This is a genomic window from Actinomadura rubrobrunea NBRC 15275 (assembly GCF_001552235.1).
In the GTDB taxonomy this organism is placed as follows: Bacteria; Actinomycetota; Actinomycetes; order Streptosporangiales; family Streptosporangiaceae; genus Spirillospora; species Spirillospora viridilutea.
On sequence record NZ_BCQU01000093.1, the window covers coordinates 1 to 24867 of the forward strand.

The 24867-nt window shown below is 72.3% G+C and carries 21 protein-coding genes, 2 pseudogenes and 1 riboswitch; of the genes and pseudogenes, 11 read left to right on the plus strand and 12 right to left on the minus strand.

Features of this window, described 5'->3' with window-relative positions:
- Positions 1-456 (minus strand): GAF domain-containing protein (locus AR3_RS23625; RefSeq protein WP_169803878.1); only part of this gene is annotated, 456 nt, incomplete at its 3' end.
- A 660-nt stretch (positions 457-1116) separates the two neighbouring features.
- On the opposite strand from AR3_RS23625, the gene AR3_RS23630 reads away from it, so the two are divergent.
- Positions 1117-3795 (plus strand): cation-translocating P-type ATPase, encoded by a 2679-nt coding sequence (locus tag AR3_RS23630; RefSeq protein WP_067916934.1) that lies wholly within the window; start codon positions 1117-1119, stop codon positions 3793-3795.
- 83 nt (positions 3796-3878) lie between these two features.
- Entirely contained in the window at positions 3879-4724 is an 846-nt protein-coding gene (locus AR3_RS23635; RefSeq protein WP_083951831.1) for a universal stress protein, read from the plus strand.
- A 131-nt stretch (positions 4725-4855) separates the two neighbouring features.
- Here AR3_RS23635 and AR3_RS23640 read toward each other — a convergent pair whose 3' ends face one another.
- The 4 genes and pseudogenes from AR3_RS23640 to AR3_RS32385 all read right to left on the minus strand — a co-directional run.
- A complete protein-coding gene (locus tag AR3_RS23640) occupies positions 4856-5839 on the minus strand; it encodes a DUF1963 domain-containing protein (protein WP_083951833.1) in 984 nt (327 codons plus the stop codon).
- Positions 5840-6180: 341 nt separating this feature from the next.
- Entirely contained in the window at positions 6181-6873 is a 693-nt protein-coding gene (locus AR3_RS23645) for a M15 family metallopeptidase (protein WP_227023273.1), read from the minus strand.
- Between the two features lie 10 nt (positions 6874-6883).
- Positions 6884-7067: riboswitch (cyclic di-AMP (ydaO/yuaA leader) on the minus strand.
- Between the two features lie 202 nt (positions 7068-7269).
- Positions 7270-7842: a BatA domain-containing protein gene (locus tag AR3_RS32980; protein ID WP_146150335.1), complete on the minus strand. Its 573-nt coding sequence runs from the start codon at positions 7840-7842 to the stop codon at positions 7270-7272.
- Positions 7839-7967 (minus strand): annotated as a pseudogene (locus tag AR3_RS32385) (DUF58 domain-containing protein); the annotation flags it as partial. The gene AR3_RS32980 and the pseudogene AR3_RS32385, both read right to left, overlap by 4 nt.
- Positions 7968-8081: 114 nt before the next feature.
- Here AR3_RS32385 and AR3_RS32805 point away from each other — a divergent pair.
- Positions 8082-8999 carry a DoxX family membrane protein gene (locus tag AR3_RS32805; RefSeq protein WP_313819754.1) on the plus strand — a complete coding sequence of 306 codons (918 nt, stop codon included), beginning with the start codon at positions 8082-8084 and terminating at the stop codon, positions 8997-8999.
- 161 nt (positions 9000-9160) lie between these two features.
- Here the strand turns inward: AR3_RS32805 and AR3_RS23660 are convergent, their stop codons facing one another.
- Positions 9161-9664 carry a SecDF P1 head subdomain-containing protein gene (locus tag AR3_RS23660; protein WP_146150334.1) on the minus strand — a complete coding sequence of 168 codons (504 nt, stop codon included), beginning with the start codon at positions 9662-9664 and terminating at the stop codon, positions 9161-9163.
- Positions 9665-10062: 398 nt separating this feature from the next.
- Positions 10063-10671: a TetR family transcriptional regulator gene (locus tag AR3_RS23665; protein WP_067916946.1), complete on the minus strand. Its 609-nt coding sequence runs from the start codon at positions 10669-10671 to the stop codon at positions 10063-10065.
- Between the two features lie 54 nt (positions 10672-10725).
- Here AR3_RS23665 and AR3_RS23670 point away from each other — a divergent pair, with 54 nt between their 5' ends.
- The 4 genes from AR3_RS23670 to AR3_RS31830 all read left to right on the plus strand — a co-directional run bounded on the left by AR3_RS23670 (position 10726) and on the right by AR3_RS31830 (position 15078).
- Positions 10726-11616 carry an SDR family oxidoreductase gene (locus AR3_RS23670; protein ID WP_067916948.1) on the plus strand — a complete coding sequence of 297 codons (891 nt, stop codon included), beginning with the start codon at positions 10726-10728 and terminating at the stop codon, positions 11614-11616.
- Positions 11616-13025 carry an MFS transporter gene (locus AR3_RS23675; RefSeq protein ID WP_067916950.1) on the plus strand — a complete coding sequence of 470 codons (1410 nt, stop codon included), beginning with the start codon at positions 11616-11618 and terminating at the stop codon, positions 13023-13025. Before AR3_RS23670 ends, AR3_RS23675 begins: the two co-directional genes overlap by 1 nt.
- Before the next feature lie 465 nt (positions 13026-13490).
- Positions 13491-14273 (plus strand): DUF2500 domain-containing protein, encoded by a 783-nt coding sequence (locus AR3_RS23680; RefSeq protein ID WP_083951837.1) that lies wholly within the window; start codon positions 13491-13493, stop codon positions 14271-14273.
- Between the two features lie 526 nt (positions 14274-14799).
- Positions 14800-15078, plus strand: coding sequence for an alpha-ketoglutarate-dependent dioxygenase AlkB family protein (locus tag AR3_RS31830; RefSeq protein WP_217998720.1), 279 nt, complete (start codon positions 14800-14802; stop codon positions 15076-15078).
- 447 nt (positions 15079-15525) lie between these two features.
- On the opposite strand, the gene AR3_RS23695 is transcribed toward AR3_RS31830, so the two are convergent.
- The 3 genes from AR3_RS23695 to AR3_RS23705 form a co-directional block, all read right to left on the minus strand.
- Positions 15526-16893: a purple acid phosphatase family protein gene (locus AR3_RS23695; RefSeq protein ID WP_217998721.1), complete on the minus strand. Its 1368-nt coding sequence runs from the start codon at positions 16891-16893 to the stop codon at positions 15526-15528.
- A gap of 350 nt (positions 16894-17243) precedes the next feature.
- Positions 17244-18164 carry an NADP-dependent oxidoreductase gene (locus AR3_RS23700; protein ID WP_067916962.1) on the minus strand — a complete coding sequence of 307 codons (921 nt, stop codon included), beginning with the start codon at positions 18162-18164 and terminating at the stop codon, positions 17244-17246.
- Between the two features lie 192 nt (positions 18165-18356).
- Positions 18357-19640, minus strand: coding sequence for an MFS transporter (locus tag AR3_RS23705; protein ID WP_227023272.1), 1284 nt, complete (start codon positions 19638-19640; stop codon positions 18357-18359).
- Positions 19641-19770: 130 nt separating this feature from the next.
- Between AR3_RS23705 and AR3_RS23710 the strand changes: the two genes are divergently transcribed.
- Complete coding sequence (locus tag AR3_RS23710; RefSeq protein WP_067916964.1) at positions 19771-20304, plus strand: CGNR zinc finger domain-containing protein; 534 nt, start codon at positions 19771-19773, stop codon at positions 20302-20304.
- A 630-nt stretch (positions 20305-20934) separates the two neighbouring features.
- Here the strand turns inward: AR3_RS23710 and AR3_RS23715 are convergent.
- Positions 20935-21282, minus strand: coding sequence for an ArsR/SmtB family transcription factor (locus tag AR3_RS23715; protein ID WP_217998723.1), 348 nt, complete (start codon positions 21280-21282; stop codon positions 20935-20937).
- 74 nt (positions 21283-21356) lie between these two features.
- Between AR3_RS23715 and AR3_RS23720 the strand changes: the two genes are divergently transcribed.
- Entirely contained in the window at positions 21357-22433 is a 1077-nt protein-coding gene (locus AR3_RS23720; RefSeq protein WP_227023271.1) for a cation diffusion facilitator family transporter, read from the plus strand.
- A 69-nt stretch (positions 22434-22502) separates the two neighbouring features.
- Here the strand turns inward: AR3_RS23720 and AR3_RS30830 are convergent, their stop codons facing one another.
- Complete coding sequence (locus AR3_RS30830; RefSeq protein WP_157406764.1) at positions 22503-22676, minus strand: hypothetical protein; 174 nt, start codon at positions 22674-22676, stop codon at positions 22503-22505.
- 391 nt (positions 22677-23067) lie between these two features.
- Here AR3_RS30830 and fdhA point away from each other — a divergent pair, with 391 nt between their 5' ends.
- Together fdhA and AR3_RS23730 are read left to right on the plus strand one after the other, a co-directional pair.
- A complete protein-coding gene (gene fdhA, locus AR3_RS23725; RefSeq protein WP_067916970.1) occupies positions 23068-24291 on the plus strand; it encodes a formaldehyde dehydrogenase, glutathione-independent in 1224 nt (407 codons plus the stop codon).
- Between the two features lie 77 nt (positions 24292-24368).
- Positions 24369-24867: pseudogene (locus tag AR3_RS23730) on the plus strand (hypothetical protein); the annotation flags it as partial.

The window sequence follows — 24867 nt, forward strand, 5'->3', positions numbered from 1 at the left end:
GCCCAGGAACGTGCGCATCGGCGGATGGTGCGGGGGAACCCCGTAGGACTCGGGGTGCTCGCTCAGGTCCGCCAGTCGCAGCGCGTGGGGCTCCTTGATGAGCAGGCCGAGGACGCCGTGCCCGCGCGGCCAGTGCCCGATCGCCTTGATCTCCTCGTCGGAGACGCCGACGGTGACGAACTGGACCAGCCGTTCGCCCTCCTCGCCGATCACGCCGAGGGCGCCGTAGCGGGCGTCGACCAGCGCCGTGGCGGCCTCGACGATCCGGCGCAGCACGGACTCCAGGTCCAGCTCGCTGCCGACGGAGACGACCGCCTCCAGCAGGGCGTGCACCCGGTCGCGGGTGGCGCGCGCGGCCTCCAGCCGCGTCTGCAGCTCGGCCAGCAGGTCATCGAGCTGCAGCTGGGGCAGCACGAGTCTCGCCCGTTCCTCGCCGGAGCGGCCCTCTGCGGTCACTTCGTCACGATCTCCCGTCGGTGGCACCGATGCCCGAGTTTAGGATCTTGATTCCCCCGCGCCGCGGCACCTACTCCGCCGGACGACCCGATACCCGTTCGCCGCCGAGTGAACCGGTGAGGGCCCGCGACGGGCGTGGCGTCGCAGGACCCGCGCGACCGGCCGGACGGCGGCCAGATCGATCAGATCACGTGCGCGACGCCCGCGGCCGGGCGCCGACGCCTCGAGGCGGCGATCTCGACAACCGGGCAGCCGTTGTCGGCGGTGCGTGGCAGGCGAGGCCGCGGCGTCCTAGGCGTGTTCATGCCTGTCGCCGCAGGGATCTCACCGGGTCTTGGGACTCCCGCCGCCGACCCCACGCCGCGGTCCTCCCCGACTTGCGGCCGGGTCGCGGGGAACAACCGCCGTGCGGGCGGCGGTCCTCGGGGCTCGGGACCTTCGGCCCTGCTGGCCCGCAGGGCGGTGGTCGCATGCTCAACACGACGGGAGGTGCCCCATGAACACGGAACGCGCCATCGCGCCGACCGCTCCCGATCGGCGGACGGACGGGGACGACGCGTCGGAATGGCCGTGGATCCGGGTTCTGTTGACCGGGCCGTTCCGAGGCTCCGTCGTCGCGTCGGTCAGGCGGCCGATCGTCCGGGTCCTCGGCGGCGCCGCATGACGCCGGCCACGACCGCCGGCCGGCGCACCGAGGCCTACCTCCGACCCGTCGAGGAGGTGGCGCTCGCGCTCGGCACCGATGCCGCCCGCGGCCTGTCCGGTGAGGAGGCGGCCGCGCGCCTGGAGCGCCACGGTCCCAACGCGCTGCCGGAGACGGGGCGGCGCGGGCCGCTGCGGCGCCTGCTGGCGCAGTTCCACAGTCCGCTGATCTACGTCCTGATGGCGTCGGCCGTCGTCACCGCCGTCCTGGGCGAGCGGGTCGACGCGGCCGTGATCCTCGCCGTGGTGGTCGTCAACGCCGCCGTCGGTTTCGCGCAGGAGTCGCGAGCAGAGAAGGCGCTGGCGGCGCTGGCCGCGCTGACGCAGACCTCCGCCACGGTCGTCCGCGACGGCGTGCCCGTCCGCGTGCCCGCCACCGGGCTGGTGCGGGGCGACCTGGTCGCGCTCGCCGCGGGCGACAAGGTGCCCGCCGACCTGCGCCTGGTGCGCGTCGAGGAGCTGGCGGTGGACGAGTCCGCGCTGACCGGCGAGTCGGTCCCGGTCGTGAAGGAGACCCGGACGCAGCGGTCCCGGGCGGGGCTCGCCGACCGCCGCAACATGGCGTACTCGGGCACCCTGGTGACGGCCGGGCGGGGCGCCGGCCTGGTCGTGGCGACCGGGGCCGACACCGCGATCGGCGGCATCCACCGCATGGTCGGCGCCGCCACCCCCGTGCAGACCCCGCTCACCCGCAAGATCGCCCATTTCAGCAGGCTCGTCACGGCGGCCGTCCTGGGGCTGGCGGCGGTGACCTTCGGGATCGGGCTGGCGCGCGGCCTGCCCGCCGGCGAGATGCTCACGGCGGCGGTCGCGCTGGCCGTCGGCGCGATCCCCGAAGGGCTGCCCGCCGTCGTCACCATCACCTTGGCGATCGGCGTGGCGCGGATGGTGCGGCACGGCGCGATCGTGCGGCACCTGCCCGCCGTCGAGACGCTCGGCAGCACCACCGTGATCTGCACCGACAAGACCGGCACGCTCACCGAGAACCAGATGACCGTCACCGCGGTCGCCGCGGGCGGCCGCGTCTACCAGGTGACCGGCACCGGCTACGCGCCCGTCGGCGACGTGCGGGCGGACGGGCGCCCGGTGGACGTCGCCGCCCACCCGGCCCTGCTCGCCTGCCTGACCGCCGGGCTGGCCTGCAACGACGCCCGTCTCGTGCACACCGGCGCCGGCTGGGAGGCGGCCGGGGACCCCACCGAGGCCGCCCTGCTCGCCAGCGCCGCCAAGGCAGGCATCGAGCCGGTCCCCGCGCGGCTGCACACGATCCCGTTCGCGTCCGAACGCCAGTACATGGCCACGCTCCACCAAGACGGGACGATTTACGTCAAGGGCTCGGTGGAACGCGTGCTCGCCCTGTGCGACACGCAGGCGGGCCCCGACGGCGCACCCGGCCCCCTCGACCCTGCGGCCGTCGCCGACCAGGCCGAAACGTTCGCCCGGCGGGGGCTCCGGGTGCTCGCCTTCGCCCGGGCCGACGCCGCCCCGGGCACCGACGCCCTCACCGGGCTCCCCCCGCTGACGTTCCTCGGCCTGCAGGCCATGCACGACCCGCCGCGTCCCACCGCCGCCGACGCCGTGCGGGCCTGCCGGGACGCCGGCATCCAGGTCAAGATGATCACGGGCGACCATGCCGCCACCGCCCGCGCCGTCGGCGCCCGCATCGGCCTCGAGGGCCCCGTCATGACCGGCGCCGAGCTCGCCGCCTGCCCCGACGAGGACCTGCCGGACGCGGCCGAACGCACCGCCGTCTTCGCCCGCGTCTCCCCCGACCAGAAGCTGCGCCTGGTCCGCGCCCTGCAGCGCCGCGCGCACGTGATCGCCATGACCGGCGACGGCGTCAACGACGCCCCCGCCCTCAAACAGGCCGACATCGGCGTCGCGATGGGACGGGGCGGCACCGAGGCCGCCAAGGAGGCCGCCGACATGGTGCTCACCGACGACGACTTCGCCTCCATCGAGACCGCCGTCGAGCAGGGCCGCGGCGTGTTCGACAACCTGGTCAAGTTCATCGTCTGGGCGCTGCCCGCCAACGTCGGTCTCGGCGCGATCCTGACGGCCGCGATCCTCACCGGCGCCGACCTGCCGATCCTGCCGCTGCAGGTGCTGTGGCTGAACATGACCGCCGTGCTGATCCTCGGCCTGCCGTTCGCCGTCGAGCCCCGCGACGAGGCGGTCATGCGGCGCCCGCCCCGCGACCCGTCCCTCCCGCTGATCACGGGCGCCCTGGTGGCGCGGATCCTGCTGGTGTCGGCGATCCTGCTCGCGGGCGCGTTCACCCTGCTGCACTGGGAGCAGGCGGGCGGCGCCTCCCTCGAAACCGCCCGCACGGTCGTGGTCAACGTGTTCGCCATGACCCTGCTGGCCTACATGTTCAACTGCCTGTCGCTGGACCGGCCGCTGCTGTGGCGCGGCGTCCGCCGCAACCCGTGGGTCGCGGTCGGAGCCCTCGCCCTCATCGGCGTCCAGCTGATCTACACCTACGCGCCGCCGCTGAACGACCTGTTCGGCTCCGCCCCCATGGACCTCGCCGCGTGGGCGCGGGTCGCGGCCGTCGCCGTGATCGCGTACATCGCCGTCGAGGTCGCCAAGTTCGTCCACCGACCGCGCCGGCCCACCCCCGCGGACCCGTCCTGAGGCCCGCCGACGGAAAGGCCCTTCGACCCTACGGCCCGCCCGTTTCCGCAGGTCGTATGGGAGTGAGGAGCTGGGGAGGCACCATGAGCACAGGATCACGCGTTCTGGTGGGCTATGACGGGAGCGTCGAGAGCGAGCGCGCGCTGCACTGGGCCGCCGAGGAGGCCCGGCTGCGCGGGCTGCCGCTGGACGTCTGCCACGCGTGGCGCTGGCCTTACCCGGACAGCTACGTCGACTACGAAGGCATGGCGATCGTCAAACGCATCGGGGAGCACATCCTCGACAACGGCGTCGCCCTCGTCCGCAGCATCGCCCCCACCGTGCAGACGCGCACGCATCTGATGGACGGCCCCGCCTACGCCGCCCTGATGCACCAGGCCCATGGCGCCGAGCTGGTCGTCGTCGGCACGCACGACGACGGTCCCGCGGGATCGACGGCGCTTCAGCTGCCGGCCCGCGCGAACGTGCCCGTGGTGGTCGTCCGCAGGACCGGCACGAAGTTCGGTGAGGTCGTCGTCGGCACGGACTGCTCGGCGGGGGGCGACGCCGCGCTGGCGTTCGGTTTCGAGGAGGCGGCGCTGCGCGGATGGCGGCTGCGCGCGGTCTACGGATGCTGGGAGCCCAGCGCGGCCCCCGACGGGGACCTCGGCATGTACAACGACGCGGAGAAGGTGAGAAGGGTCTGCGCGGCCCGGCTCGAAAACGCCGTGGCCCCGTGGCAGGAGAAGTACCCGCAGGTCGACGTGCACAGCTCGCTGGTGATGCGGCCCCCGCGTCAGGCGCTGTTCGCCGCGGCGGAGACCGCCGACCTGCTCGTGGTCGGCTCACGCGGCCTCGGCGGCCTGGACCCGCTCGCGCTCGGCGCCACCAGCGGCGCCGTGCTGCAGCACGTCCCCTGCACCGTCGCCATCGTCCAACCCGCGCCGTGACTCCGCGATGCGGTCGCTGCTCCCGGAGGACCGGTCAGGCGGCGCTGCGGCGCAGGCGTTCGATTCGCCGGATCGGCGGTTTCACCGCGTGTTCGGACCGCCATGACACCGCAGCGTGCTCGTCGCGGCCCTCAGTAGATCCACGCCTCCGTCGCCGCGAAGCGGCGCCCGTCGATGCGAGGAGCGACGTTGGCGTCCGCCGTGTATACCAGCGGCCCGTCGCCCCAGTAGCCGTAGAGCGCGAGCAGCGAGTCGTTCGCCCAGGAACAGGGGCCTGACACATCGTTATAGCCGGGGGCATCCGCCGGGGCGGAGCGGCCGCAGGGGCATGATCCCTCCGGCGGCGGACAGGGAGTCGGACGTCCCATGAGCATGCCGTCCCACGGCCCCTCCGTCACCGCCGCCGCGATCAGATGATCCTGGATCTCTGCGAGCAGGTCGTAGCCGGCGCCGTCCTCGCCGAAGCGCTCGTCCAGAGCGTCCTCGAGCGCTTCGAAACCCTGGCTGTGCCAGCCGGTCTGGTAGTCGGCCGTCAGGAACAGCGTCCGATGCAGGTCCACCGGGTGCGGTTCATCGAGAAGGAAGCACGCGTCGACGAGATCGAGCACATCGGCCGGTGGGCGCGCGGTCCGCAGCTCATGCCTGGGGACGTCGGCGTACAAAACGACATGATTCGGTTCGGACTCGCCATTGTGGAAGAACCACAGCCGGCCGCTCGACGGCAGCCACCCCGCATCCGCCACGCCGGGCGCCTCCGCGAGATCGATCTGGGCGATGAAGGCCAGGGAGACTTCCGCGTCATCCGCCGAGCCGCCCGCGTCCGGCTGGGGCCGAGCGGTGGGCCACCGCCAGTCGCGAGGCAGATCCGGCAGGCCGCCGATTCGCGAACGTCCGATCTCGCCGGGCTCCCCCGCGTCGCGGTCGTCGACCGCGCTGAGCACCCACGCCGGCCGGACGAGCGCCCGAAGCATGTCGGTGAGCTCGTCGCGGTCGGCGTCCGACATGCCGACCACCTCCCGCACGGCGGCGGCCAGCATCGCGTCCAGATCTTCCGGAAGCAGACGACGATTGCCCCGCGGAGGGGAGCAGGGCGATACGGAGCGCGAATCGGACATGGCGCGCAGGCTACAGCGCCTCCCTGACGCTCACTCACAGACGCCCCTACGCGGACATGCACCTATGCCGCTGTGTATTGCCGCCACGTCCCTCGTCCCGGCCGACCGGGCCGGCACCGGCGGGGCAATCGCGGTCGCGCTTCCAGGGACGGCCGTTTTTGGCCGCGTTGCAGGTGGCGTCAGAGCAGGGGGTGGGAGTGGCGATCGGCACGCCGGTCCCGGTGTCCATGTGAAGGGCGCACCGGTTGCGTCGACGCAACCGGTGCGCCCTTCATGAGGGGGTTCACTCGGACGAGGCCCGGGAAGTCGCGGCCATCACGCCGAGGCCGCCGCGTCCGCCGTCACTTGCTGCCGTACTCCCAGTGCCACGGCTCGTAGGGGTTGCTGTAGGCCCAGGCGGGGTGGAACCAGCCGTACTTCTTCGAGTGGTTCTCCATCCACTTGAACTGGCGCGAGCTGTCGTTCTGGATGCCGCCGCACAGGTCGAGCGCGCGGCCCCAACCGTGGTTGCTGGTGCCGGGCCGGGCGGCCATGCCGCTCGGCATGGTCGCGTACAGCTGCTTCTGCTTGGAGTACGGGCGGTAGGAGCTCGTGACGCAGATGTCGGTGCCGAAGTGCTTCTTGTACGCGGCGTTGAGCTTGTAGAACGCCAGCGCGGCGTCAGCCCGCAGCTTGTGCCCTGCCTGCGGCAGCGAGCAGAGGTAGCGGGACGGGATGCGGCCGTTCGGGAACTCGCGCGCCTTCTTGCTCCGCGAGGCGTCGCAGTCGGGCTCGGCGGCCGACGTGCGCTTGGCGGTCGACCCGGTCTTGGCGGACGTCTTGGCGGACGTCTTGGCGCTCGTCTTGGCCGCCTCGTTCACCGCGGCCAGCGAGTGGTTCGCCGCCACCGCGGTCGCGGCGCCGGTCTCCGCGACCGCTCTCTCGCCGTCGCTCGGACCGAACGCCGCCGCCAGCCCGCTGGTCAGCATTCCGGCGAGAACGACACCGGTCCACGGCAGGACGATATTGCTGTTCTTTCCAGGCAGAAACTTCACGGCAATTGACTCCTATCCCCCATACCGCCTACCGGGTTAGCTGACGGATTCGGGCGTGGAAGTCGCCCTACGGCGCGCTCGAACAGAGAAAGCGCCGATTCACCCCTGCGACGGAACGGGCACTATTCGGCCCGCGAACCGCGCGCGTTGGTTCCCCGGCTCCGCAAAGGACGCGGATTAGGCGTTGCCGTCTTCACTTGGAACCTGGATGCCATGCGATCCTGGCGACCAGGAGCACTCCCCCCGGGACCGACATCACGGCACGGCGGCCCGGTTCGACGTGTCCGGCGCAAGGCAGACACCGAATGACGATGGACCGTACCAAACCTGTCAAACGACGGCAAACGGGACACCAAGCCCCGTCCTCGCCTGTGGCGCGCAGGTCAAGACCCTGCATCAGGCCCTGACGGGCCGCGCAGGAGGGGCGGTGCGCCTCGGCACCCCAGCGCTCGGCAAGCGCGCCTCCCATCGCGTCTCGGTCTGCGCGCCCCGAGGCGGCTTGGGCTGAGCGGTCGGCCCTCTGCGGAACCGAGCGCCGTCCCCGGCGCCGTCCCCGGCGTCGTCCGGCCTGCCGCCTCCCGGCCACGGATCGGAGCAAGGCGGGCACCCCATTGCGGCGAGGAGAGCGCCGGGACGACCGCGGTTCACGGACGCGAAGATCCTGCACGTACAGCCACCGGGCACAACGGCACGGCGTTCGTCGAGGGCGAACGGGCACGAGTCGACCGGCGCGGGCGCGGGCAAAGCACCGTGGAGTCCCCTCACGCAGCGGAGAGGGCATGCCGAGGAACAGGGGGCGGCCACGTGGCGGCGCCGGCCGGGGCGGCGCGGGGCGACCTGGCTGAGCAGGGCCAGGTTGGCGAAGCGGACGGTGTGGCGCCGGCGGCGCAGCCGCATGGCCGCGTAGGCGGCGGCCAGCAGCGGGATCAGGGTCAGCAGCCAGAGTCGTTCGGGCGACAGGAACGTCATGGGCGCACCCCCTTGGCGGCGACGGCGCGTCCGGCGGCGCGGCGTTGGCGCACCGCGAAGCGGGCGATGTCGGCGATCCAGTCGCGGTCGGTGCGGAGGACGAGGTGATGGGCGCCGGCGCAGCGCCCCTCCCACCGGCGAAAACCTGCTGGACCTGGGGTGCGGCGAGTGTGCGGTGCGCTCGACAACGGCCAGGGGCCTGTCTTCGCAGGCTTCCGCATGCCACGTTGTTGTGCGGAATGACCGATTCGTCGGATCATCCGTGGTCGACCATGGAAGGATCCCACGGCATGCGCATACGGCCGGTTTACGACATCGTCGCGCTGCTGGCCCGGCTGGGAGTCGGCAGCGTCTTCATCGCGCACGGCTGGCAGAAGATCGAGGCGGGCACCGCCGCCACCGGCAGGTCGTTCGAGCAGCTCGGCGTGCCCGCCCCCTCGGCCGCCGCCATCTACGCCACCTTCGCCGAGCTGCTGGGCGGGCTCGCCCTGATCGTGGGCGTGGGGCTCCCGATCGCCGGGACGGCCCTGTTCCTCGACATGGCGGGGGCCTTCGTCTTCGTGCACGCCCGCAACGGCCTGTTCCTGGTCGACGAGGGCAAGGCCGAGAACGGTTTCGAACTCGTCCTGGTCCTGGGGCTGGCGAGCCTGCTGTTCGCGGCGGGCGGAGGCGGCCGGCTGTCTCTGGACCACCGGCTCTTCCCGCCCCTGGCGGGCAGAGGCGGCGAGGAGGCCACGCCGCCGGAGCCGGACGAGTCGCGGGCCCTCCGTTCCGGATCGACCGGCGGCGCTACCACGGCCGACACGTCACGCTCCGACACCTCGGGCGAGGCAAAGCGGCGGCGCCGCGCGGCGGGCGGCGGCGACGGCGAAGCCACGGCGAGCGGCGCCGAGGCCGCGGACGCCCCCGATGTCCCTGCCCCGACGCGCGGCAAGCAGAAAGGCGGCAGGATCCGCCGGAAGACGACGAAGGCCAAGGCCGAGGAAACGGCCCCCGACGAAGAGTCGTCCACAGCCGCCGACGCTTCACCAGAGGCGCCTTCGGAAGGGGCGACCGGTGGAAAGTCCCGCGGCACGCCCCGGCTGGCGGCCGAAATCATCAGCGACACCAGCAATGACGTCCGCGTGGCCGGTAAAGGCAAGCGATCACAGTCCTGAGGATTGCGACGGCTCTCGGCCACGTGTTGATCGCAATGGCGCACAAAGGCTGGACCGCGGTCTCGGCAATGGACGGCGTTCGAGCGCAACTGCGCCCGCGGGCGTTGGACGTCGGGGCCGCGTGTCAGCATCTCTACAGGACGCCGCGCTCCGTCGACGGTTCAGCGGCCTGTGATGCGGCGAAGCATCGCTTCGGTGTGCTCCTTGGTGAACTTCTCCGGAGGGCCGCTGATCTCGACCTCGCCGCCGGGGATGGGCGAGCTGACCTGGGGCGAATACAGCACCTGCCCTTCGGCGACGATGGCGATCCGGTTGGCGGGCGGCTGCGCCCGGGCCGCCGCTGCCGTCAGCGCGGCGAACGCCTGGGCGTCCTGTCGGGTGAGCGTGATCCTCACGCTGTAGCCGTTGCGGCCGCTCACCGGGTCGGGCGGCTGGACGCGGATGTCGTCGACCCTGCCGACCGTCATACCGGACCCGACCTTGAGGCATTCGCCGGAGTCCGGATCCGGCAGCAGGCCGATTCCGCAGGGAGCGGCCTCGACGGCCTCGACGGCGAGAAACCGCACCGGCCGTTTCAAGGTCGTGGGTCCGCCCGAATCGGCGTCCTTCTGGTCGCGTAGAAGCAGAAAAGCCGCCAGCCCGACTGCCACGACGACCGCGAACACCAGTGCCGATACAAGGACGGGCAGAAGCGACGACCTGCTCGGCGGCGGACTTCCAGGAAATGGCTGAGGGGGACCGCTGGGCGGGAGAGCGCTCTTCACCAGCCCAGTATGGACGGCCCCTTTCGCTCGCACCACGCCCTTTTCCCAGCCGGCCATCCGCCCGTGCGGCCGGCGCCGACCGCGCGCAATCCGGGATTCCATTCGCGCCACCCGCCCAAATCCACAGGCCGGGGCGGGCGCGACGGCCGTGAGTTTGCGCGCTTCACGACGTCCACCTGCGTCTTCCACCTGCGTCGGCGGTGCGCCGTTGTGCACCCGGACGTCTTTCGCCGACTTCTGCACCGTCTTCGCCCTGCCGTCGGCTCTCGCCCATCTTCTGGTGATGCCCGGAAGGCCGCTCATCGGGAGGCGTCCGCCACCTGTGCGCGGTGAGGGGCGAGGGTGCGCTCCAGGTGATCGGTCAGCCAGTCGGACAGCTCCCCGGTGCCGTCGACGGCCCAGGTGAGCATCGCGCCGCAGTAGGCGGCGTAAAGATCGGCGGCCAGCGTCTCCGGCGAGGTCTCCGCGGTGAGCAGCCCGCCCTGGACCGCCTCGGTCACGAGCGCGGCGATCTCCGCGCGGAGCGCCCGGCTCTGGGCGACGGCGTGCGTGCGCAGTTCGGGGTCGGTGAGGTCGAGCTGCAGGAACGCGAGGTTGTTGGCCAGGCTCTCGGGGGTGGTGATGCCGCTCGGCAGTCCGGCCAGGGTGGCGACGAGCGCGGTCAGCGGGTCGGGGTGGGCAGCCCTGGCGTCGGCGAAGATGCCGGCGACGTTGGCCGCCTCCCTGGTGGCGAAGGCCACCAGCAGGCCGCGCTTGGAGCCGAACCGCTGGGTCAGCGCGGGCGCCGTCAGGCCGGCTCGTTCGGCGACCGCGGCCAGCGTGAGGCCCTTCGGGCCGACGGCGGAGACGACGGCGGCGACCGCCTCGAAGATGGCGTCGTCGCTCACGGAGCGGGGGCGTCCGGTCATGGGCCCATCCTAGCGGCATTGCTTTATTAATGACAATAAAGTAAGTTCGGCGGCATGACCGGCTCGCCCTCTCCCACCACCGCCATCGACCTCACCGGCAAGGTCGCCCTGGTCGCCGGGGCGACCCGTGGCGCCGGCCGCGGCATCGCCGTCGAGCTGGGCGCCGCCGGCGCGGTCGTCTATGTGACCGGCAGGACCACCGCGGAGTCGCCGTCGCCGATGGGACGGCCCGAGACCATCGAGGAGACGGCACGGCTCGTGGACGAGGCCGGCGGAACCGGGATCGCCGTGCGGGTCGACCACGGCGACGCCGACCAGGTGCGGGCGCTCGTCGAGCGGATCGACCGCGACCACGCCCGCCTCGACCTGCTCGTCAACGACATCTGGGGCGGCGACCCGCTGACCCAGTGGGACGTCCCGTTCTGGGAGCACGACCTCGACAACGGTCTGCGGATGCTGCGCAACGCGATCGAAACGCACATCATCACCAGCCGGTACGCGGCCCCGCTGATGATCCGCGCCTCCGGCGGGCTGATCGTCGAGGTCACCGACGGCATCGGGGACGGCTACCGCGGCTCGTTGTTCTACGACCTGGTCAAGGCGTCGGTGATCCGCCTCGCCCGCGCCCAGGCCGAAGAGCTCAAGCCGTACGGGGTCGCGGCGGTCGCCGTGACACCCGGGTTCCTGCGCTCCGAGGCCGTCCTGGACCACTTCGGCGTCACCGCCGACACCTGGCGCGACGCCATCGCCAAGGACCCCCACTTCGCCGCCTCCGAGACGCCCCGCTACATCGGACGCGGGGTCGCCCACCTCGCGGCCGACCCCGACAAGATGAGCCGCACCGGCACCGCCACCAGCAGCTGGGACCTCGCCAAGCGGTACGGGTTCACCGACATCGACGGCACCACCCCTGACTGGGGCCGCCACGCCCGGGAGAACCTCTGATGGGCGGCGTCACGGCGGGCGACACCCGCGTCACCGGCTCGTCCCGGCTCACGCTGATCCTGCTGTGCGCCGCCCAGTTCATGCTGGTCGTCGACGTCGTGGTGGTGAACGTCGCACTGCCGACGATCCGCGCCGACCTGGCCATTCCCGACGGCCGCCTCCCGCTGGTCGCGGTCGGCTACACCCTCACCTTCGGCAGCCTGCTCATCGTCTTCGGCCGGATCGGCGACCTGTTCGGACGGCGCCGCCTGTTCCTGATCGGTCTCGGCGCCTTCACCCTCGCCTCGCTGGCCGCCGGCCTCGCCCAGACCGAGTGGCAGATCCTTGCGGCCCGGGCCGGGCAGGGCGTCGGCGCCGCGATGGTGTCGCCCACGGCGCTCGCCCTGCTCACGACGGCCTTCGGGGAAGGCGACCGCCGCAACCGCGCCCTCGGCTACTGGGGTGCGGTGGGGTCGGGCGGCGCGATCGCCGGGCAGCTTCTGGGAGGCGTCGTCACCGACCTGTTCGACTGGCGGTGGATCTTCCTCATCAACGTGCCGATCGGCGTCGTCGCCCTCGCCGTGGCACGCCGCCGCCTTCACGAGAGCCGGGCCGAGGACCGGCCCGTCCTCGACGTGCGCGGCGCGGTCGCGCTCACCGTCGCGCTCGCCGCCGCCACCCTGTCGCTCACCCACTACGCCGAAGGCGGCCACGCCGTCCAGGCCACCTGGCTCCTCGGCGTCGCGATCGCCGCGTTCGGCGTGCTCGTCGCGGTCGAGCGCAGCCACCGCGCCCCCCTCGTCGACCGCCGCCTGTTCCGCGTCGGCGGCGTCGCCCGAGCCAACGCGCTGCTCGCCATCGACGCCGGGACGCTCGGCGCGTCGTTGTTCTTCACGACGCTCTACATGCAGGTCGTCCTGGGCCACTCGCCGCTCGCCGTCGGCGCGGCCTTCGCGCCGATCACCTTCCTCATCCTGCTGATCTCACCGCGCGCCGGAGCGCTCACCACGCGCCACGGCCCCCGGCCGCTGATCGCGACCGGCTTCGCGCTGCTCGCCGCCGGCATGCTGCTGCTGGCCCGCGTCCCCACCGACGGCACGTACTGGCGCGACGTGCTGCCCCCGCTGCTCCTGCTGGCGGTCGGCTCGGGCCTCTCCTACGCCCCGATCTTCGTCGCCGGCACCGGCGGCGTCCCCGACCGCGATCAGGGTCTGGCCTCCGGTTTCCTCAACTCCGCCCAGGAGCTGGGCGCCGCCGTCGGCGTCGCCGTCCTCGGCGCGATCGCCACCGCCGCCACGTCCGGCGACGGCGTCGCCGCGTTGACCACCGGTTACCGCGCCGGTCTCCTCACCGCCGCCGCCGTGACCGCCGTGAGCTCGAGCCTCGTCATCGGGCTTCCCCGCCAAGGCGCGAATGCCGACGATCACTAGCGCCCCGCGTCGGAGTGCTTCTTCCGGCTCCGCGTGGCATCGAACGCGAACCGGGCCTGTCCGGTGGATCATGCGTTGATCCAGTGCACGTCAGTCGTCTCGCCTGGCGAGGGCAGGCGGCGCAACGTGCGAAACGCTGGTCATCCTCGCGAGTGAGACTCTCCGGGGACGGTGCGGACTGCGACATCTGCACCGTCCCCGGAAACGTTCACGCCCGCCGCAACGAGCCACTGAGCCCGAGCGACTTCGCCTCGCCCTTGAGGTGTCCGGCGGATCATGCGCTAGTTCACAGCAGGATGGTGACCAGGACGATCGCTGCCCGGGAGTTGCGGTCGAATCGGCTGAACCGCGTGGCGATCCCGCGCCATCGCTTCACATGGCCGTGCGGCGGGCCGCTTCGGTCGGGATGGCGCTGCCCGTAATAATTCCTTTTCGCTGCGCATTCCGCACGGTCACCATGGGGGCATGTGGAATACGGTCGGCGTGGCGGCTGCGCGGCTGGCCATCGGCGGGGTCGGGCTGCTGCTGGCCATCACGTTCGGCGAGGCGGCGTCTCAAATGTACGACGACATGCGCAGCTTCAAGCATGCGCCGCATTGCGAATCCCGCATGCCCGGCGACCAACGGGAATGCGTGGCCACCGTCACCGTGACGGTGGTCGACCGGTCCGTCCACGTGGACAGGGACGACCCTCCGCACCCTGTCCAGCCGCCGCCGGCTCCGCCTCCGCCGCCCCCGATGCCGCCGTTCATCAGGCTCGTCCCGGTCGCCGCGAACGCCGTGCCCGTCTCGGACGCGCCGCTCGTGCGGGCAGCGGCCGCGTCCACGACCCACTACTACGTGACCATTCGCATGCCTGACGGCAAGAGACGGGAGCTGAAGGTCGGTAAGAAGCTGTATGACCAGGCCGAGCCCGGCACGTCGGGGCGCGCTCAGGTGTGGCGCGGCCACGTCACCCGGCTCGCGGTCGGCACCGAGAGCAAACGGTTCTCGCTGTTCATTCCGTTCTTCCTTGGATGGATGATCGCCTGGGCTGGCCTGCTTCTCTTCCTCGGCGCGCTGTTCTACCCGATCGGCGAAAGCTCCGGTTACGTCTTCGCTGGTTGGTATGTCGCCGGCGTGGCTGTGTTCTATCTGCTTAAGGACTGGCGAGACGCGATGTTCGTAGTACCGGCGGTCGTCGGGACCTTCCTCAGCGTGCAATGGCTGTTGACCGTCCCTCTCAAGCGAGACTCCTGGTCCTACTGACATGCGGCAGAGGAGGCTGTAGACCGAAAGGCGCCCTCTCTGGTGACGCTGTGCCGCATCTTACGTGCGGACTATGGCCATGCTCCTTCCGCGCACTGGCCGCGCTGTAGACCGAGGCCGCGCTGCTCGGCGGTCTCGACGAGAACAAGGCGACGCCGTGGCGGCGGGCCTCGACATCGGCGGAGGCTCGAAGCGAGCGCGTCGAGTTGCGCGGACCGGTGGGGCGTGCACCCCTTCCAAGCCCCACTGCTCATGCGCGCCCCCACCCCGCCCCGGCGGCCCTTTCTCAACGCCCCGCCGCAGCTCGTCGCGAGCGGCTGCGGGCCGCGCTCGAGACGTCACGCGTCCGAGGCGGAGCCGGCCACCGCCGACGTCGTCTTCAACGCGGCTGCGCAGTTCGGCCCAGTCGCCGTGCGCCATGGGTTCTCACTTTGCCAACCGACCATGACGCTCAGCTGGTAAGGCGGTCTGCGGGGCGGGTGCCGTTCGTATGCGCGTCTGCCGCTGGGCACGCCCTCCTGCCGGGATGCGGCGCATCCGCATGCCCGGCGGCGGCGTCATGTCGGTGCAGACCGTGTGCCTGAGATGGCACTGGGAGCCGTACCGCTACGTGCGCCATGTCGACGGCGAACCGGCCAAGCCGTTCCCCGACTGGCTGGCCGACCTGCGCCGCCGCGCCGTCACCGACGCCTACGGCGACCACGGCGGGTACCGGCCCGACGTGGCGCTGCGACCGGTCCGGCGAGGAACACCGGGACGTGCTCGGCGCGGGTCGTACCCCACCATGCATGCGAACACCACCTGAGGCGGCGGCCAATCAGCACGACTCGCGGCGAGCGCTTCGTCGGCGTTTCCGGCCGTCAGGTGTGATGTCCTCGGCGACTCGAATCCGATCGATACGCTCGGCTCGTGAGGTGGTCCGCCCATGCGGGTGTCGCCTCTTCCAGGCCGCGCGGTCATGCGCTCACCGCGGCGCTGTGGTTCCAGACCACGCGGGACGGCGGTGAGGATCTGGGCGAGTCCGTCGGCGAGGACGTCGAAGGTGAGGACGATGCGCGGACCATGTCGTCACCAGCGACTTCGTCCTGGACTCGCGCCCGGCCGACACCCATCAATCCCAGGCCTCGCTCATCGACAAGTACCTGGCACGAGTGGACGAGCAGTTCGGCGGAACGCTGGCATGGCCGGCCCGGCACGGCTGGATCGACGACGCGCACCTTCTAACCAGACACCGATCTGGCGCGCGGGTCCGTCATGTGGGGTCGGGGCGGCCGATTCCCGACAGGTCCCTGGTCACCACGCTGTTGCGGTCGGTGACGCGGCAGCCGAAGGAAAGCTGCGGCCATAGACCGGCCAGCTCCTGACGGCTGCGTTCGCTCCATTCGCGGGCGAGCTCCGCACGCGTCTTGTAGAAGTTCAGGGCGTATCCGCCCGAGTGAATGCGCAGGAGGGTGAAGCCGCCGGGATATTCCTTCACCGCTGCGACCTCCTGCTGCACCACCGCAGGAGCGAGAGGGAACACCGAACGCTGGTTGCGATGGGTGTGGCCGGCGTGGTGCAGCAGCACTCCGGGAGTCCGCGCGTACGCGGTCAGGATCCTGAGCGCCTGCCCGGGGTCGAGCGACTGGCTTCCGGTGAGCGCGAGCGGCGCGTTCTCCACGAACAGCGGATGGTGCCCGAACACGATCGTCGGACGGTCGCGGTCGGCGGCGAGCTCGCGCTCGAACCAGGCGAGCTGCTCGGCCGACAGTCCGCCCGCGTCGCCGCCGTCGCCGGGTTTGTCGTAGGTGTCGAGGCCGATGACGCGCAGGCCGTGCAGGTCGCGGGAGAAGTACGTCGGCTCGTCCCCGTCGAAGAAGCCGTCGCGGAAGCAGTCGCCGCCCTGCCAGCGGCCGGGGCTGCAGGAGGCGTAGTCGGAGCCTTCGTGGGCGCGGTCGTGGTTTCCGCGCGCCACGAAGTAGTCGCGGCGGTGGGCGCCGAAGCGGTCGAGCAGCTGTTTGGCGCGCGCCACGTCCTCGGGCTCGGCCTCCGCGCTGATGTCGCCCGCCGCCAGCAGGTAGGTGGCTCCGCGCCGCCGAGCGTCCTCCACCAGGGCCTTCGCCATGACGTCGGGATACGGCGGGCGGCCCGGCGCCTGCTCGATTCCCTTGATCCACGGCAGCTGACCGACGAGTCCCGCGACGGTCTCCCCCAGGTGCAGGTCGTTGCACAGGGCGATGGAGAACAGGAACCGGCCGGGCGGCGGCTGCGGGGTGGTGAACCTGTAGACGCCTCCGGCCAGCGGGTCGCCCGCAGCCTGCCCGCCGACCAGCGGTGTCGCCGTGGCCGCCTTGCCGCGCGAACGCGCCTGGTAGTAGTAGGTCCGTCCCGGCTCCAGGCCGGTCAGCTCCACGTAGTGGTAGGCGGTGTCGGCGTCCTCTGCGACGGTCTGGGTCAACCGGGACGGATGCGTTCCGTACACCACTTCGCCGTCGGCCGGGGCGGGCCTCATGCGGCCGAGGCCGTCGTCCGTGCCGGGTTCGCCGGTGTACCAGGTGATGACTGCGCTGGTCTCGGTCAGCGTCACCAGTTCCAGGTTGACGGGCTGGACGGCGTCCGCATCCGCCTGTTCAGTGCGCAACAATGAAGCGCCCGCCATGAGAGCGCCCAAGCCCAACAGCTGCCGGCGGCTTGGGTGAATCGTCCCGCAGCAGAACACGGCCGAAGCGTCTCAGCGTCGCCGCGTCCTCACCAGACCCAAACAGTTGCCATGCCATGGCGCGGCACAAACGGCAGCCGCGCCCCCGCAGGCCATGAACGCCGCTGGACGACCAGCGCTGGTGGCCCCAAGGGCGTTCCAGCGGCATGGACGCCGGACATCCCTCAAGCGGCAGCCTGCGGCGGCAGATTCGTCACGTCGGCCTTGCGAGTCCCCTCTCCCTCGTTGACGGGGGACGGCGGCTCGTCAGCAGAAGCCTGTCCGCGCTGTTGTCACGAGTCGGCCACCTGGATGACGACCTTGCCGGGAGTGCCGGTCTTTTCCCTGAACGCCTGCCGGGTCGCGGACAGCGGGTAGACACCGCCGACCAGCGGCCGGAGCCGGCCCTGGTGGACCCGGCGGGCGAGTTCGGCGAGCTGGTCCCGGTTCGGCTCGACGACGAAGAACACCGCGCGGACGCCGGGCGGGGTCGCCTTCGGCGGCGCCGCCACGGCGACCAGGGTGCCGCCGGGGCGCACGACGGCCGCCGAACGCTCCAGCACCTCCCCGCCGATCACGTCCAGCACGAGGTCGACCTGCCCGGCGTCCTCGAACCGCTCCGCCGCCAGGTCGACGAACGCGTCGGCGCCGAGGTCGAGCACGGTCTTCCGGTCGCGTTCCCGGCCGGTGCCGATGACCCGGGCCCCGGCCTCGCGGGCCAGCTGGACGGCGACCGACCCCACGCCGCCGCCCGCGCCGTGGATCAGCACGGTCTGCCCGACCTGAAGCCGCCCGTGGTCGAACAGGGCCTGCCAGGCGGTCAGTCCCGCGATCGGCAGCGCCGCCGCCTGGACGTGATCGACCGTCGCGGGCAGCGGAGCCAGGTTGCGCGCCTCCACGGCCACGTACTCGGCGAGCGTCCCGTCGCGCGTCCAGTCGGTCAGCCCGTAGACGCGCTGCCCGACGGTCAGCCCGGTGGTGCCCAGCCCGAGTTCGACGACCTCGCCGGAGACCTCGTGCCCGGGGATGGTCGGCGTGCGGTCGCGGCCCGCGCGGTCGGTCCAGGTGCCCGGCCAGCCGAGCTCCCCGGGCGTGAACCCGGCCGCGTGCACTTTGACGATCACGTCGTTCTCGGCGGCGTGCGGGTACGGAGCGTCCTCCAGCATCAGGCCGTCGATGCCGGCGTCGCGGTCATGGACGCGGATGGCCTTCATGCGCGGCCTCCTCGAATCGCATCGGTTGATCTTGTCTGCCGCCAGGGAGACGGCACACGGCGGGGCGATGTGACGACGTTCTCTGACCGGTGTCTGGGGGCCGCTGGAGTCCCTGTTTCCGACCCTACGAAGCCGCAGGTCGGCCGCTCACTCCGGGGTGCGGCGAGCGTCGGTGTCCGCCTGTCCGCGGTCTCACGGGCGGCGACCCGCACGGGTGGTGACCACCGCGACCGCGGCGGTCACCGCGGAGAGGACTCCCCAGCACAGGGTGAAACTGTGGGACAGGTCCCTCAGCAGGCCGAGCGCGGGCGGCGCCAGGATGACGGCGATCTGGGTGACGGCCATGGCCAGGCCCAGCGCGAATCCCGTCTTGCCCGGCGGAGCGGACTCGGCCACGTAGGCGACCCACGGCCCGTACCAGCCGATCCCGAAGAAGCCGAGCCAGACGAACAGCAGGCAGGCCGCCGCGGGAGAACGTCCCAGCGGAGTCATCAGCACCGCCGTCCCCGCGGCCACGGCGATCATGCAGGCCGCGACGACGGTGTAGCGCCCGGATGCGCTGCGGTCGCTCCAGGCCGCCAGGCAGATCCGGCCGGCGACACCCGCCGCCTGGACCGCCACGAAGACGAGGGCCGCCGCGGTCTCCCCGACGGAGGCGGTCTCGTGGAGGTGCAGCACGGTCAGGACGCCCAGGCCGCCGTGCACCGAGACCATGCTCGTTCCGGACAGCAGGATCTTGACCATGGACGGTTCGCGCAGCATCCGCAACCTGGACTTCAGCGGGGCCCGCGACCGCGCCCCGTCGGGACCGCCGTCCTGGGAAGGGCCATGGTCGGGCGGGCGGCGATAGAACGCCATGAAGGCGACGGCTCCCAGCAGCGCGACGAGTCCACCCGCCACGAGCGTCGCCCGCCAGCCGAGGGCGGTGGCGAGGAAGGGCAGCACGGCCGCGGCTAGAACACCGCCCAGAGGAAGGCCCGCCTGGCGGATGCCCATGGCCAGCCCCCGCTGCGACACGTCGAACCAGGACGCCACCGACTTGCTCCCGCCGGGTTGGACGGTGCTGTAGCCCGCGCCGACGACGAGCAGGACGAGGAGCAGGGACGCGTATCCGGGCGCGAGGCTGCCCGCGGCCAGGCTGACGGCGACGACGCCGGCGCCGATGCCGACGACCCAGCGCTCGTCGCAGCGATCCAACAGCTCCCCGGCCACCAGCAGGCCGACCAGGGGGACCAGCTGGGACGCCGAGAGGAGCAGGCCCAGCTGGGCGGTGCTCAGGTCCAGGCCGCGTTGGAGGTGGACGCCCAACGCCCCGATGCCCTGCATGAAGAACCCGGAGGCGGCCTGGGTGAAGGTGGCGACGCCGAGGATCACCCACCGGTAGCGCCACGGGTCGGCTGTGCGCCCGGCGGCGTACGTGTGATCGTCCTGTCCGCGCGGCAGGCCGCCGGAGCGGTCGCGATCGACGTGGACCACGCCGCGCCTCACGTGCCCTGCGCGGCCGTGCGGCGGATACGGGCCGGGTGACCGGGCTCGGCGGCGCCGGCGGCCGCCTGCCGCGCATCGGTGCGGTGCGTCATGCCGGCCAGCCTGCTGTAATGGGCTTATGCACCTCAACCCTTACGGCGAGGACGCCGTGAACCTCGCCGCCGACCTGGCCAACCGGCGTCCGGCCTCCGCGCAGGAGCTCGCCGACCGCTGTCAGGCCGCCGGGCTGGTGGTGGAGCAGCCGGTCACGCCGGAGGACCTCGACCGCGCCCTGGCCGCGCTGGACGCCTGGGAGAAGGTCGTCGACGCCGCCGACGAGCGCGAACGCGCGGAGCTGCTCAACCGGATGCTGGCGGAGGCCGCCGCCCACCCGCGGCTGACCGACCACGCGGGCGACGGGTGGCACCTGCACTACCGCGACGACGGGCAGCCGCTCGGCTCCGTGCTGTTCGCCCTCATCTCCGTCGGCACGGCGCTGCACCTGGCGGGACGGGGCATGCACCGGCTGCGCCGGTGCGAGGTCGCCGAGTGCACCACGATCTTCGCCGACACCACCCGCAACGGGCGGCAGCGCTACTGCTCCCAGCGATGCGGCAACCGCGACGCGGTACGGCGCCACCGCGCCCGCGCCGCGCAGCGGGCCGCCTCGTAAGCCCCGCGCGGCGCAGAACCGCAGGAGCCGCTGGTCGTTCGGCTATCGCCGAGATTGCGACAGCCCTCAGCGCGGCTGCGTCGATCGGTCCAGAGCTGCGAGTCCTCCGGCACCACCAGTCGGCGTCGAGCCGACCATGGCCGTCCGGGAACGCCTACAAGGAGCCCGGTCGGCCTCCGGCGCAATCGCGACGCTGTGAACTGGACAGACAGCGCGATCACGACGCTCCTCAGCGCGGCTGCGCGTCGACGTAGTGGATGAGCTGCCAGGCCGCGCGTCGGGCCGCGACTCGGGTGACTCCGCTTTCGACACGCCCGACGTTCTCCAGCGCGTGCGCCGCGGTCGACCCGAGCCGCAACGACCATGCTTGGCACTGGGAGCGCCTGCAACAAGCCTGCTGCTTGGCCGTCTCCACTACGATCGCGCCGCTGTGCGCGCGAGTGACGGTTAATCGAGCGGGCGCCATACGGAGCCGTTGATGGGTCCGGCAGCATTACCTGCGCGTGCAGCGGATCAATGGCCACCACATGCCCGCACATCGGTGCGTGTGCTTGCGGCCGCGGGCGGCGTCGGCGATGTGCGGCAGCGGGAATGCCGAAGGGGCGGACCTGTGCGTCGGCATTCGGGGCCCTACCGGTCGTGTGGCGCCACCCGGCCCAGCTGGTGGTCGGCCGCGCTCAGCGCCTCGTCGACCAGCCGCCGCAGATGGCCGTGGCGCAGCGCGTAGATCACCCGGCGGCCCTCCTTGCGGGCGGTCACGAGCCCGGCCAGGCGCAGGCGGGCCAAGTGCTGGCTGACCGCGGGGCGGGGCGCGGCGCAGGCCTTCACCAGCGTGGTCACGTCGGCCTCCCCCTCGCCCAGCCGCCGCACCAGAGTCAGGCGCGTCCGGTCGGCGAGCAGGCCCAGCACCTCCACCGCCACCGCCAGCCGCTCGCCATCGTCATGCTCCTGCGAGGCATGCGCACCTGATAGATGCATGCGTGCGTTCATACGCACATAATGGTGGAGTCGCGACCCCCCGTCCAACCGCTCGCCTCCGGAAGGTGCGCCCCGTGAGCCAGCAACCCGGCATCTGCGAACCCCACGGCCACGACCACCGCCACCACAGTCACGGCCAGGCGAGCCGCGATCACGGCGAGGGACGCTGGAGCCGCATCCGCCACCGGCTCGTGCACCTTGTGACACCGCATGGCCACGACGCCGCGGACAAGGTCGACACGGCGATGGAGACCTCCCGCGAGGGCATGCGCACCCTGTGGCTGTCCCTCGGCGTACTCGGGCTCACCACGGCCGTCCAGGCGTTGATCGTCGCGCTGTCGGGGTCGGTGGCGCTGCTGGGCGACACCGTCCACAACGCGGCCGACGCGTTGACGGCGGTTCCTCTCGGCATCGCCTTCCTGATCGGCCGGCGGGCGGCCGACCGTCGGTACACCTACGGGTACGGCCGCGCCGAGGACCTGGCGGGGATCGTCATCGTGGCCGCCATCGCCGCCTCGTCGGCACTGGCCGGGTACCAGGCGGTGGAACGTCTGCTCGACCCGCGCGACATCGACCACCTGTGGGCGGTGGCCGCGGCCGCGCTGATCGGCTTCCTCGGCAACGAGTGGGTGGCCCGCTACCGCATCCGCACCGGCCGCCGGATCGGTTCGGCCGCCCTCGTCGCCGACGGCCTGCACGCCCGCACCGACGGGTTCACCTCTCTGGCCGTCCTGTTCGGCGCCGCGGGAGCGGGCGTCGGCTGGCAGGCCGCCGACCCGGTCGTCGGCCTGCTCATCACCGCGGCCATCCTCATGGTGCTCAAGGACGCGGCCCGCGAGGTCTACCGGCGCCTGATGGACTCGGTGGACCCGGCACTGGTGGACGCCGCCGAGGCCGCGCTGCGGAGGGTCGGCGGAGTCCGCGGCGTCGGCCAGGTACGGATGCGCTGGATCGGGCACCACTTGCGCGCGGAGGCCGACATCGTCGTCGACCCGCGTCTGACCGTCGTCGAAGCCCATGAGATCGCGGTCGCCGCCGAGCACGCCCTCATGCACGCCGTGCCGCGGCTCACCGCGGCGACCGTCCACACCGACCATGTGCCGCTCGGCGACGATCCGCACCGGGAGCTCGCTCATCACGCTGTGCGCTGACCGCCCTCGGGCGCCCTCCGGACCGCCCGGGCAGGGCGGGGCCGGCGCCAGGTCGATGCGCGTACGCGGTCAGCCCGAGCCCGCCGCCGAGGCTTGGGCCGGAGGGGTGATCGGCATCGCCATGGTGGGCGCGATGCTGCGCAGGGCCTGTTCGTCCCGGGTGGACACGGCGACGACGAAGGCGCCCTGGATGAGGGCCGGCAGCGCGGCGGCGAGGTCGTCGGCGGTGCGGTCGACGCGCACGTCGCCCGCTCCTGACCGCGGCGCAGCACCTCGGCGAGCGGTTTCAGCCAGAGCCCGAGATCACGGCCGATCCGCTCCCGGAACGCCTCGGAACCGGCCGAGGTTCGAACCGGCCGCGGCCGAGCGGCGACCCGTGGCACGGCGCGCGCCGGTGTCTCGATAGCGATCAGGATGGCGACGGCGGCTCACCGGCGGGAACCGAACACGCCGCCGCTGAGTCGTCGTCGCGAACGAAGGCGCGCGCCCCAGGCACCCCGCCATTCTCGGCCTTGTGCCAGGCATGGCACCCCCGCTGGAAACGCAGCGGCGCCCCTCCAACAGACGGCAGAACGATTGCTCCGCGGTGAGCGGGTACGGCCCACGGTGAACGCAGCAGAATCGGGGGGCGACCATGCCAGACAACAAGGGTGTCGCATACGTCAAACCGGGTCAGGTGGAAGTCCACGACATCGAGTACCCGACGTTCGAGGTGAAGGACGGTCCCGGAGTCAACCCGGCCAACGTGGGCCGCAAGACGCCGCACGGCGCGATCCTCAAATGCGTCGCCACCAACATCTGCGGCAGCGACCAGCACATGGTGCGCGGCCGCACCACCGCCCCCACGGGGCTGATCCTGGGACACGAGATCACGGGCGAGGTCGTCGAGACCGGTCCCGACGTCGAGTTCATCAAGGAAGGCGATCTGTGCTCGGTCCCCTTCAACATCGCGTGCGGCCGGTGCCGCAACTGCAAGGAGGGCAAGACCGGCCTCTGCCTCAACGTCAACCCCGACCGGCCCGGATCGGCGTACGGCTACGTCGACATGGGCGGCTGGGTGGGCGGCCAGGCCGAGTACGTGCTGGTCCCGTACGCGGACTGGAACCTGCTGAAGTTCCCTGACAAGGACCAGGCGATGGAGAAGATCCTCGACCTGGCGATGCTGGCGGACATCTTCCCCACCGGCTACCACGGCTGTGTCACCGCCGGCGTCACCCCCGGCTCCACCGTCTACATCGCCGGCGCCGGACCGGTCGGGCTGGCCGCCGCCACGTCGGCCCTTCTGCTGGGGGCGGCCGTGGTCATCGTCGGCGACCTGAACGAGGAGCGGCTCGCCCAGGCGCGCAGTTTCGGCTGCGAGACGGTGAACGTGTCCCAAGGCGACCCGAAGGACCAGATCGAGCAGATCCTGGGAACGCCGGAGGTCGACTGCGGCGTCGACGCGGTCGGCTTCGAGGCGCGCGGCCACGGCGCCGACGCGCAGACCGAGCAGCCGGCGGCCGTGCTGAACTCGCTCATGGAGATCGTGCGCGCCGGCGGCGCCCTCGGCGTGCCCGGACTGTACGTCACCGGCGACCCGGGCGCCCACGACGACGCCGCCAGGGTCGGCTCGCTGTCCATCCGGCTGGGGCTGGGCTGGGCCAAGTCGCACTCGTTCGCCACCGGCCAGTGCCCGGTGATGCGCTACCACCGGCACTTGATGATGGCGATCCTGCACGACCGCGTCTCGATCGCGAAGAACGTCAACGCGACGGTGATACCGCTCAGCCAGGCCCCGGAGGGGTACGAGGAGTTCGACCGGGGCGCCGCGCGCAAGTACGTCCTGGACCCGCACGGCATGCTCGCCAAGGCGGGCTGAACCGCCGCCGTCCGCGGGCTCGCGGCGCCTGTCCGGCTCGGCCCCGGAGCCGCCGCGCGCCTGACTAGGATGCTCCCGTGGACGGAGATCAAGACGGCTGGGGTGGGCTTCCCGGCGCCGACGCGGCGGCCGACGGCACCTCGACCGCGCCCATCCGGCCGCCCGCCGACGGACGGCTCGGCGGACCGCTGGACGTGGACGACCCGTCGCCGGAGACCGAGCCGGCGGAGTCGCTCGGCGACGACCACGGCGGCCGGTACTGCGCCTACTGCGGACGGCCGGTCCCCGCGGAGGCGGGCCGGGACGCCCTGTTCTGCGGCGACGCGCATCGCAGCGCCTACGACCGGGAGATCGCCCGCGGCGACGCCGACGACGACTCCGCGCAGGTCCGGGCCCTGACGCAGGACGTCGACCGGCTCGCCGAGCTGGTGTCCGAGCTCACCGCGACCGCCGCCGCGCTGGGCGAGCGGCTGGACGGCGAGGTCCGCGACGTCCTCGTCCGCGCCGAGGAGGCCCTGGCCGAGGCGCGCGCCGCGCGGCGCGCGGCCGCCGACGCCGACGACCGGACCCGGCGGG

What these genes read in the sequence shown, in the direction of transcription:
- AR3_RS23665 (WP_067916946.1), bottom strand. Translation starts at nt 10,671, where the DNA reads ATGACCGGACGCCCCCGCTCCGTGAGCGACGACGCCATCTTCGAGGCG.
- AR3_RS32805 (WP_313819754.1), top strand. Translation starts at nt 8,082, where the DNA reads ATGACCGATTCGTCGGATCATCCGTGGTCGACCATGGAAGGATCCCAC.
- fdhA (WP_067916970.1), top strand. Translation starts at nt 23,068, where the DNA reads ATGCCAGACAACAAGGGTGTCGCATACGTCAAACCGGGTCAGGTGGAA.
- AR3_RS23640 (WP_083951833.1), bottom strand. Translation starts at nt 5,839, where the DNA reads ATGTCCGATTCGCGCTCCGTATCGCCCTGCTCCCCTCCGCGGGGCAAT.
- AR3_RS23675 (WP_067916950.1), top strand. Translation starts at nt 11,616, where the DNA reads ATGGGCGGCGTCACGGCGGGCGACACCCGCGTCACCGGCTCGTCCCGG.
- AR3_RS23630 (WP_067916934.1), top strand. Translation starts at nt 1,117, where the DNA reads ATGACGCCGGCCACGACCGCCGGCCGGCGCACCGAGGCCTACCTCCGA.
- AR3_RS32980 (WP_146150335.1), bottom strand. Translation starts at nt 7,842, where the DNA reads ATGACGTTCCTGTCGCCCGAACGACTCTGGCTGCTGACCCTGATCCCG.
- AR3_RS23635 (WP_083951831.1), top strand. Translation starts at nt 3,879, where the DNA reads ATGAGCACAGGATCACGCGTTCTGGTGGGCTATGACGGGAGCGTCGAG.
- AR3_RS23670 (WP_067916948.1), top strand. Translation starts at nt 10,726, where the DNA reads ATGACCGGCTCGCCCTCTCCCACCACCGCCATCGACCTCACCGGCAAG.
- AR3_RS23710 (WP_067916964.1), top strand. Translation starts at nt 19,771, where the DNA reads ATGCACCTCAACCCTTACGGCGAGGACGCCGTGAACCTCGCCGCCGAC.
- AR3_RS31830 (WP_217998720.1), top strand. Translation starts at nt 14,800, where the DNA reads ATGCGGCGCATCCGCATGCCCGGCGGCGGCGTCATGTCGGTGCAGACC.
- AR3_RS23680 (WP_083951837.1), top strand. Translation starts at nt 13,491, where the DNA reads ATGTGGAATACGGTCGGCGTGGCGGCTGCGCGGCTGGCCATCGGCGGG.
- AR3_RS23700 (WP_067916962.1), bottom strand. Translation starts at nt 18,164, where the DNA reads ATGAAGGCCATCCGCGTCCATGACCGCGACGCCGGCATCGACGGCCTG.
- AR3_RS23715 (WP_217998723.1), bottom strand. Translation starts at nt 21,282, where the DNA reads ATGCATCTATCAGGTGCGCATGCCTCGCAGGAGCATGACGATGGCGAG.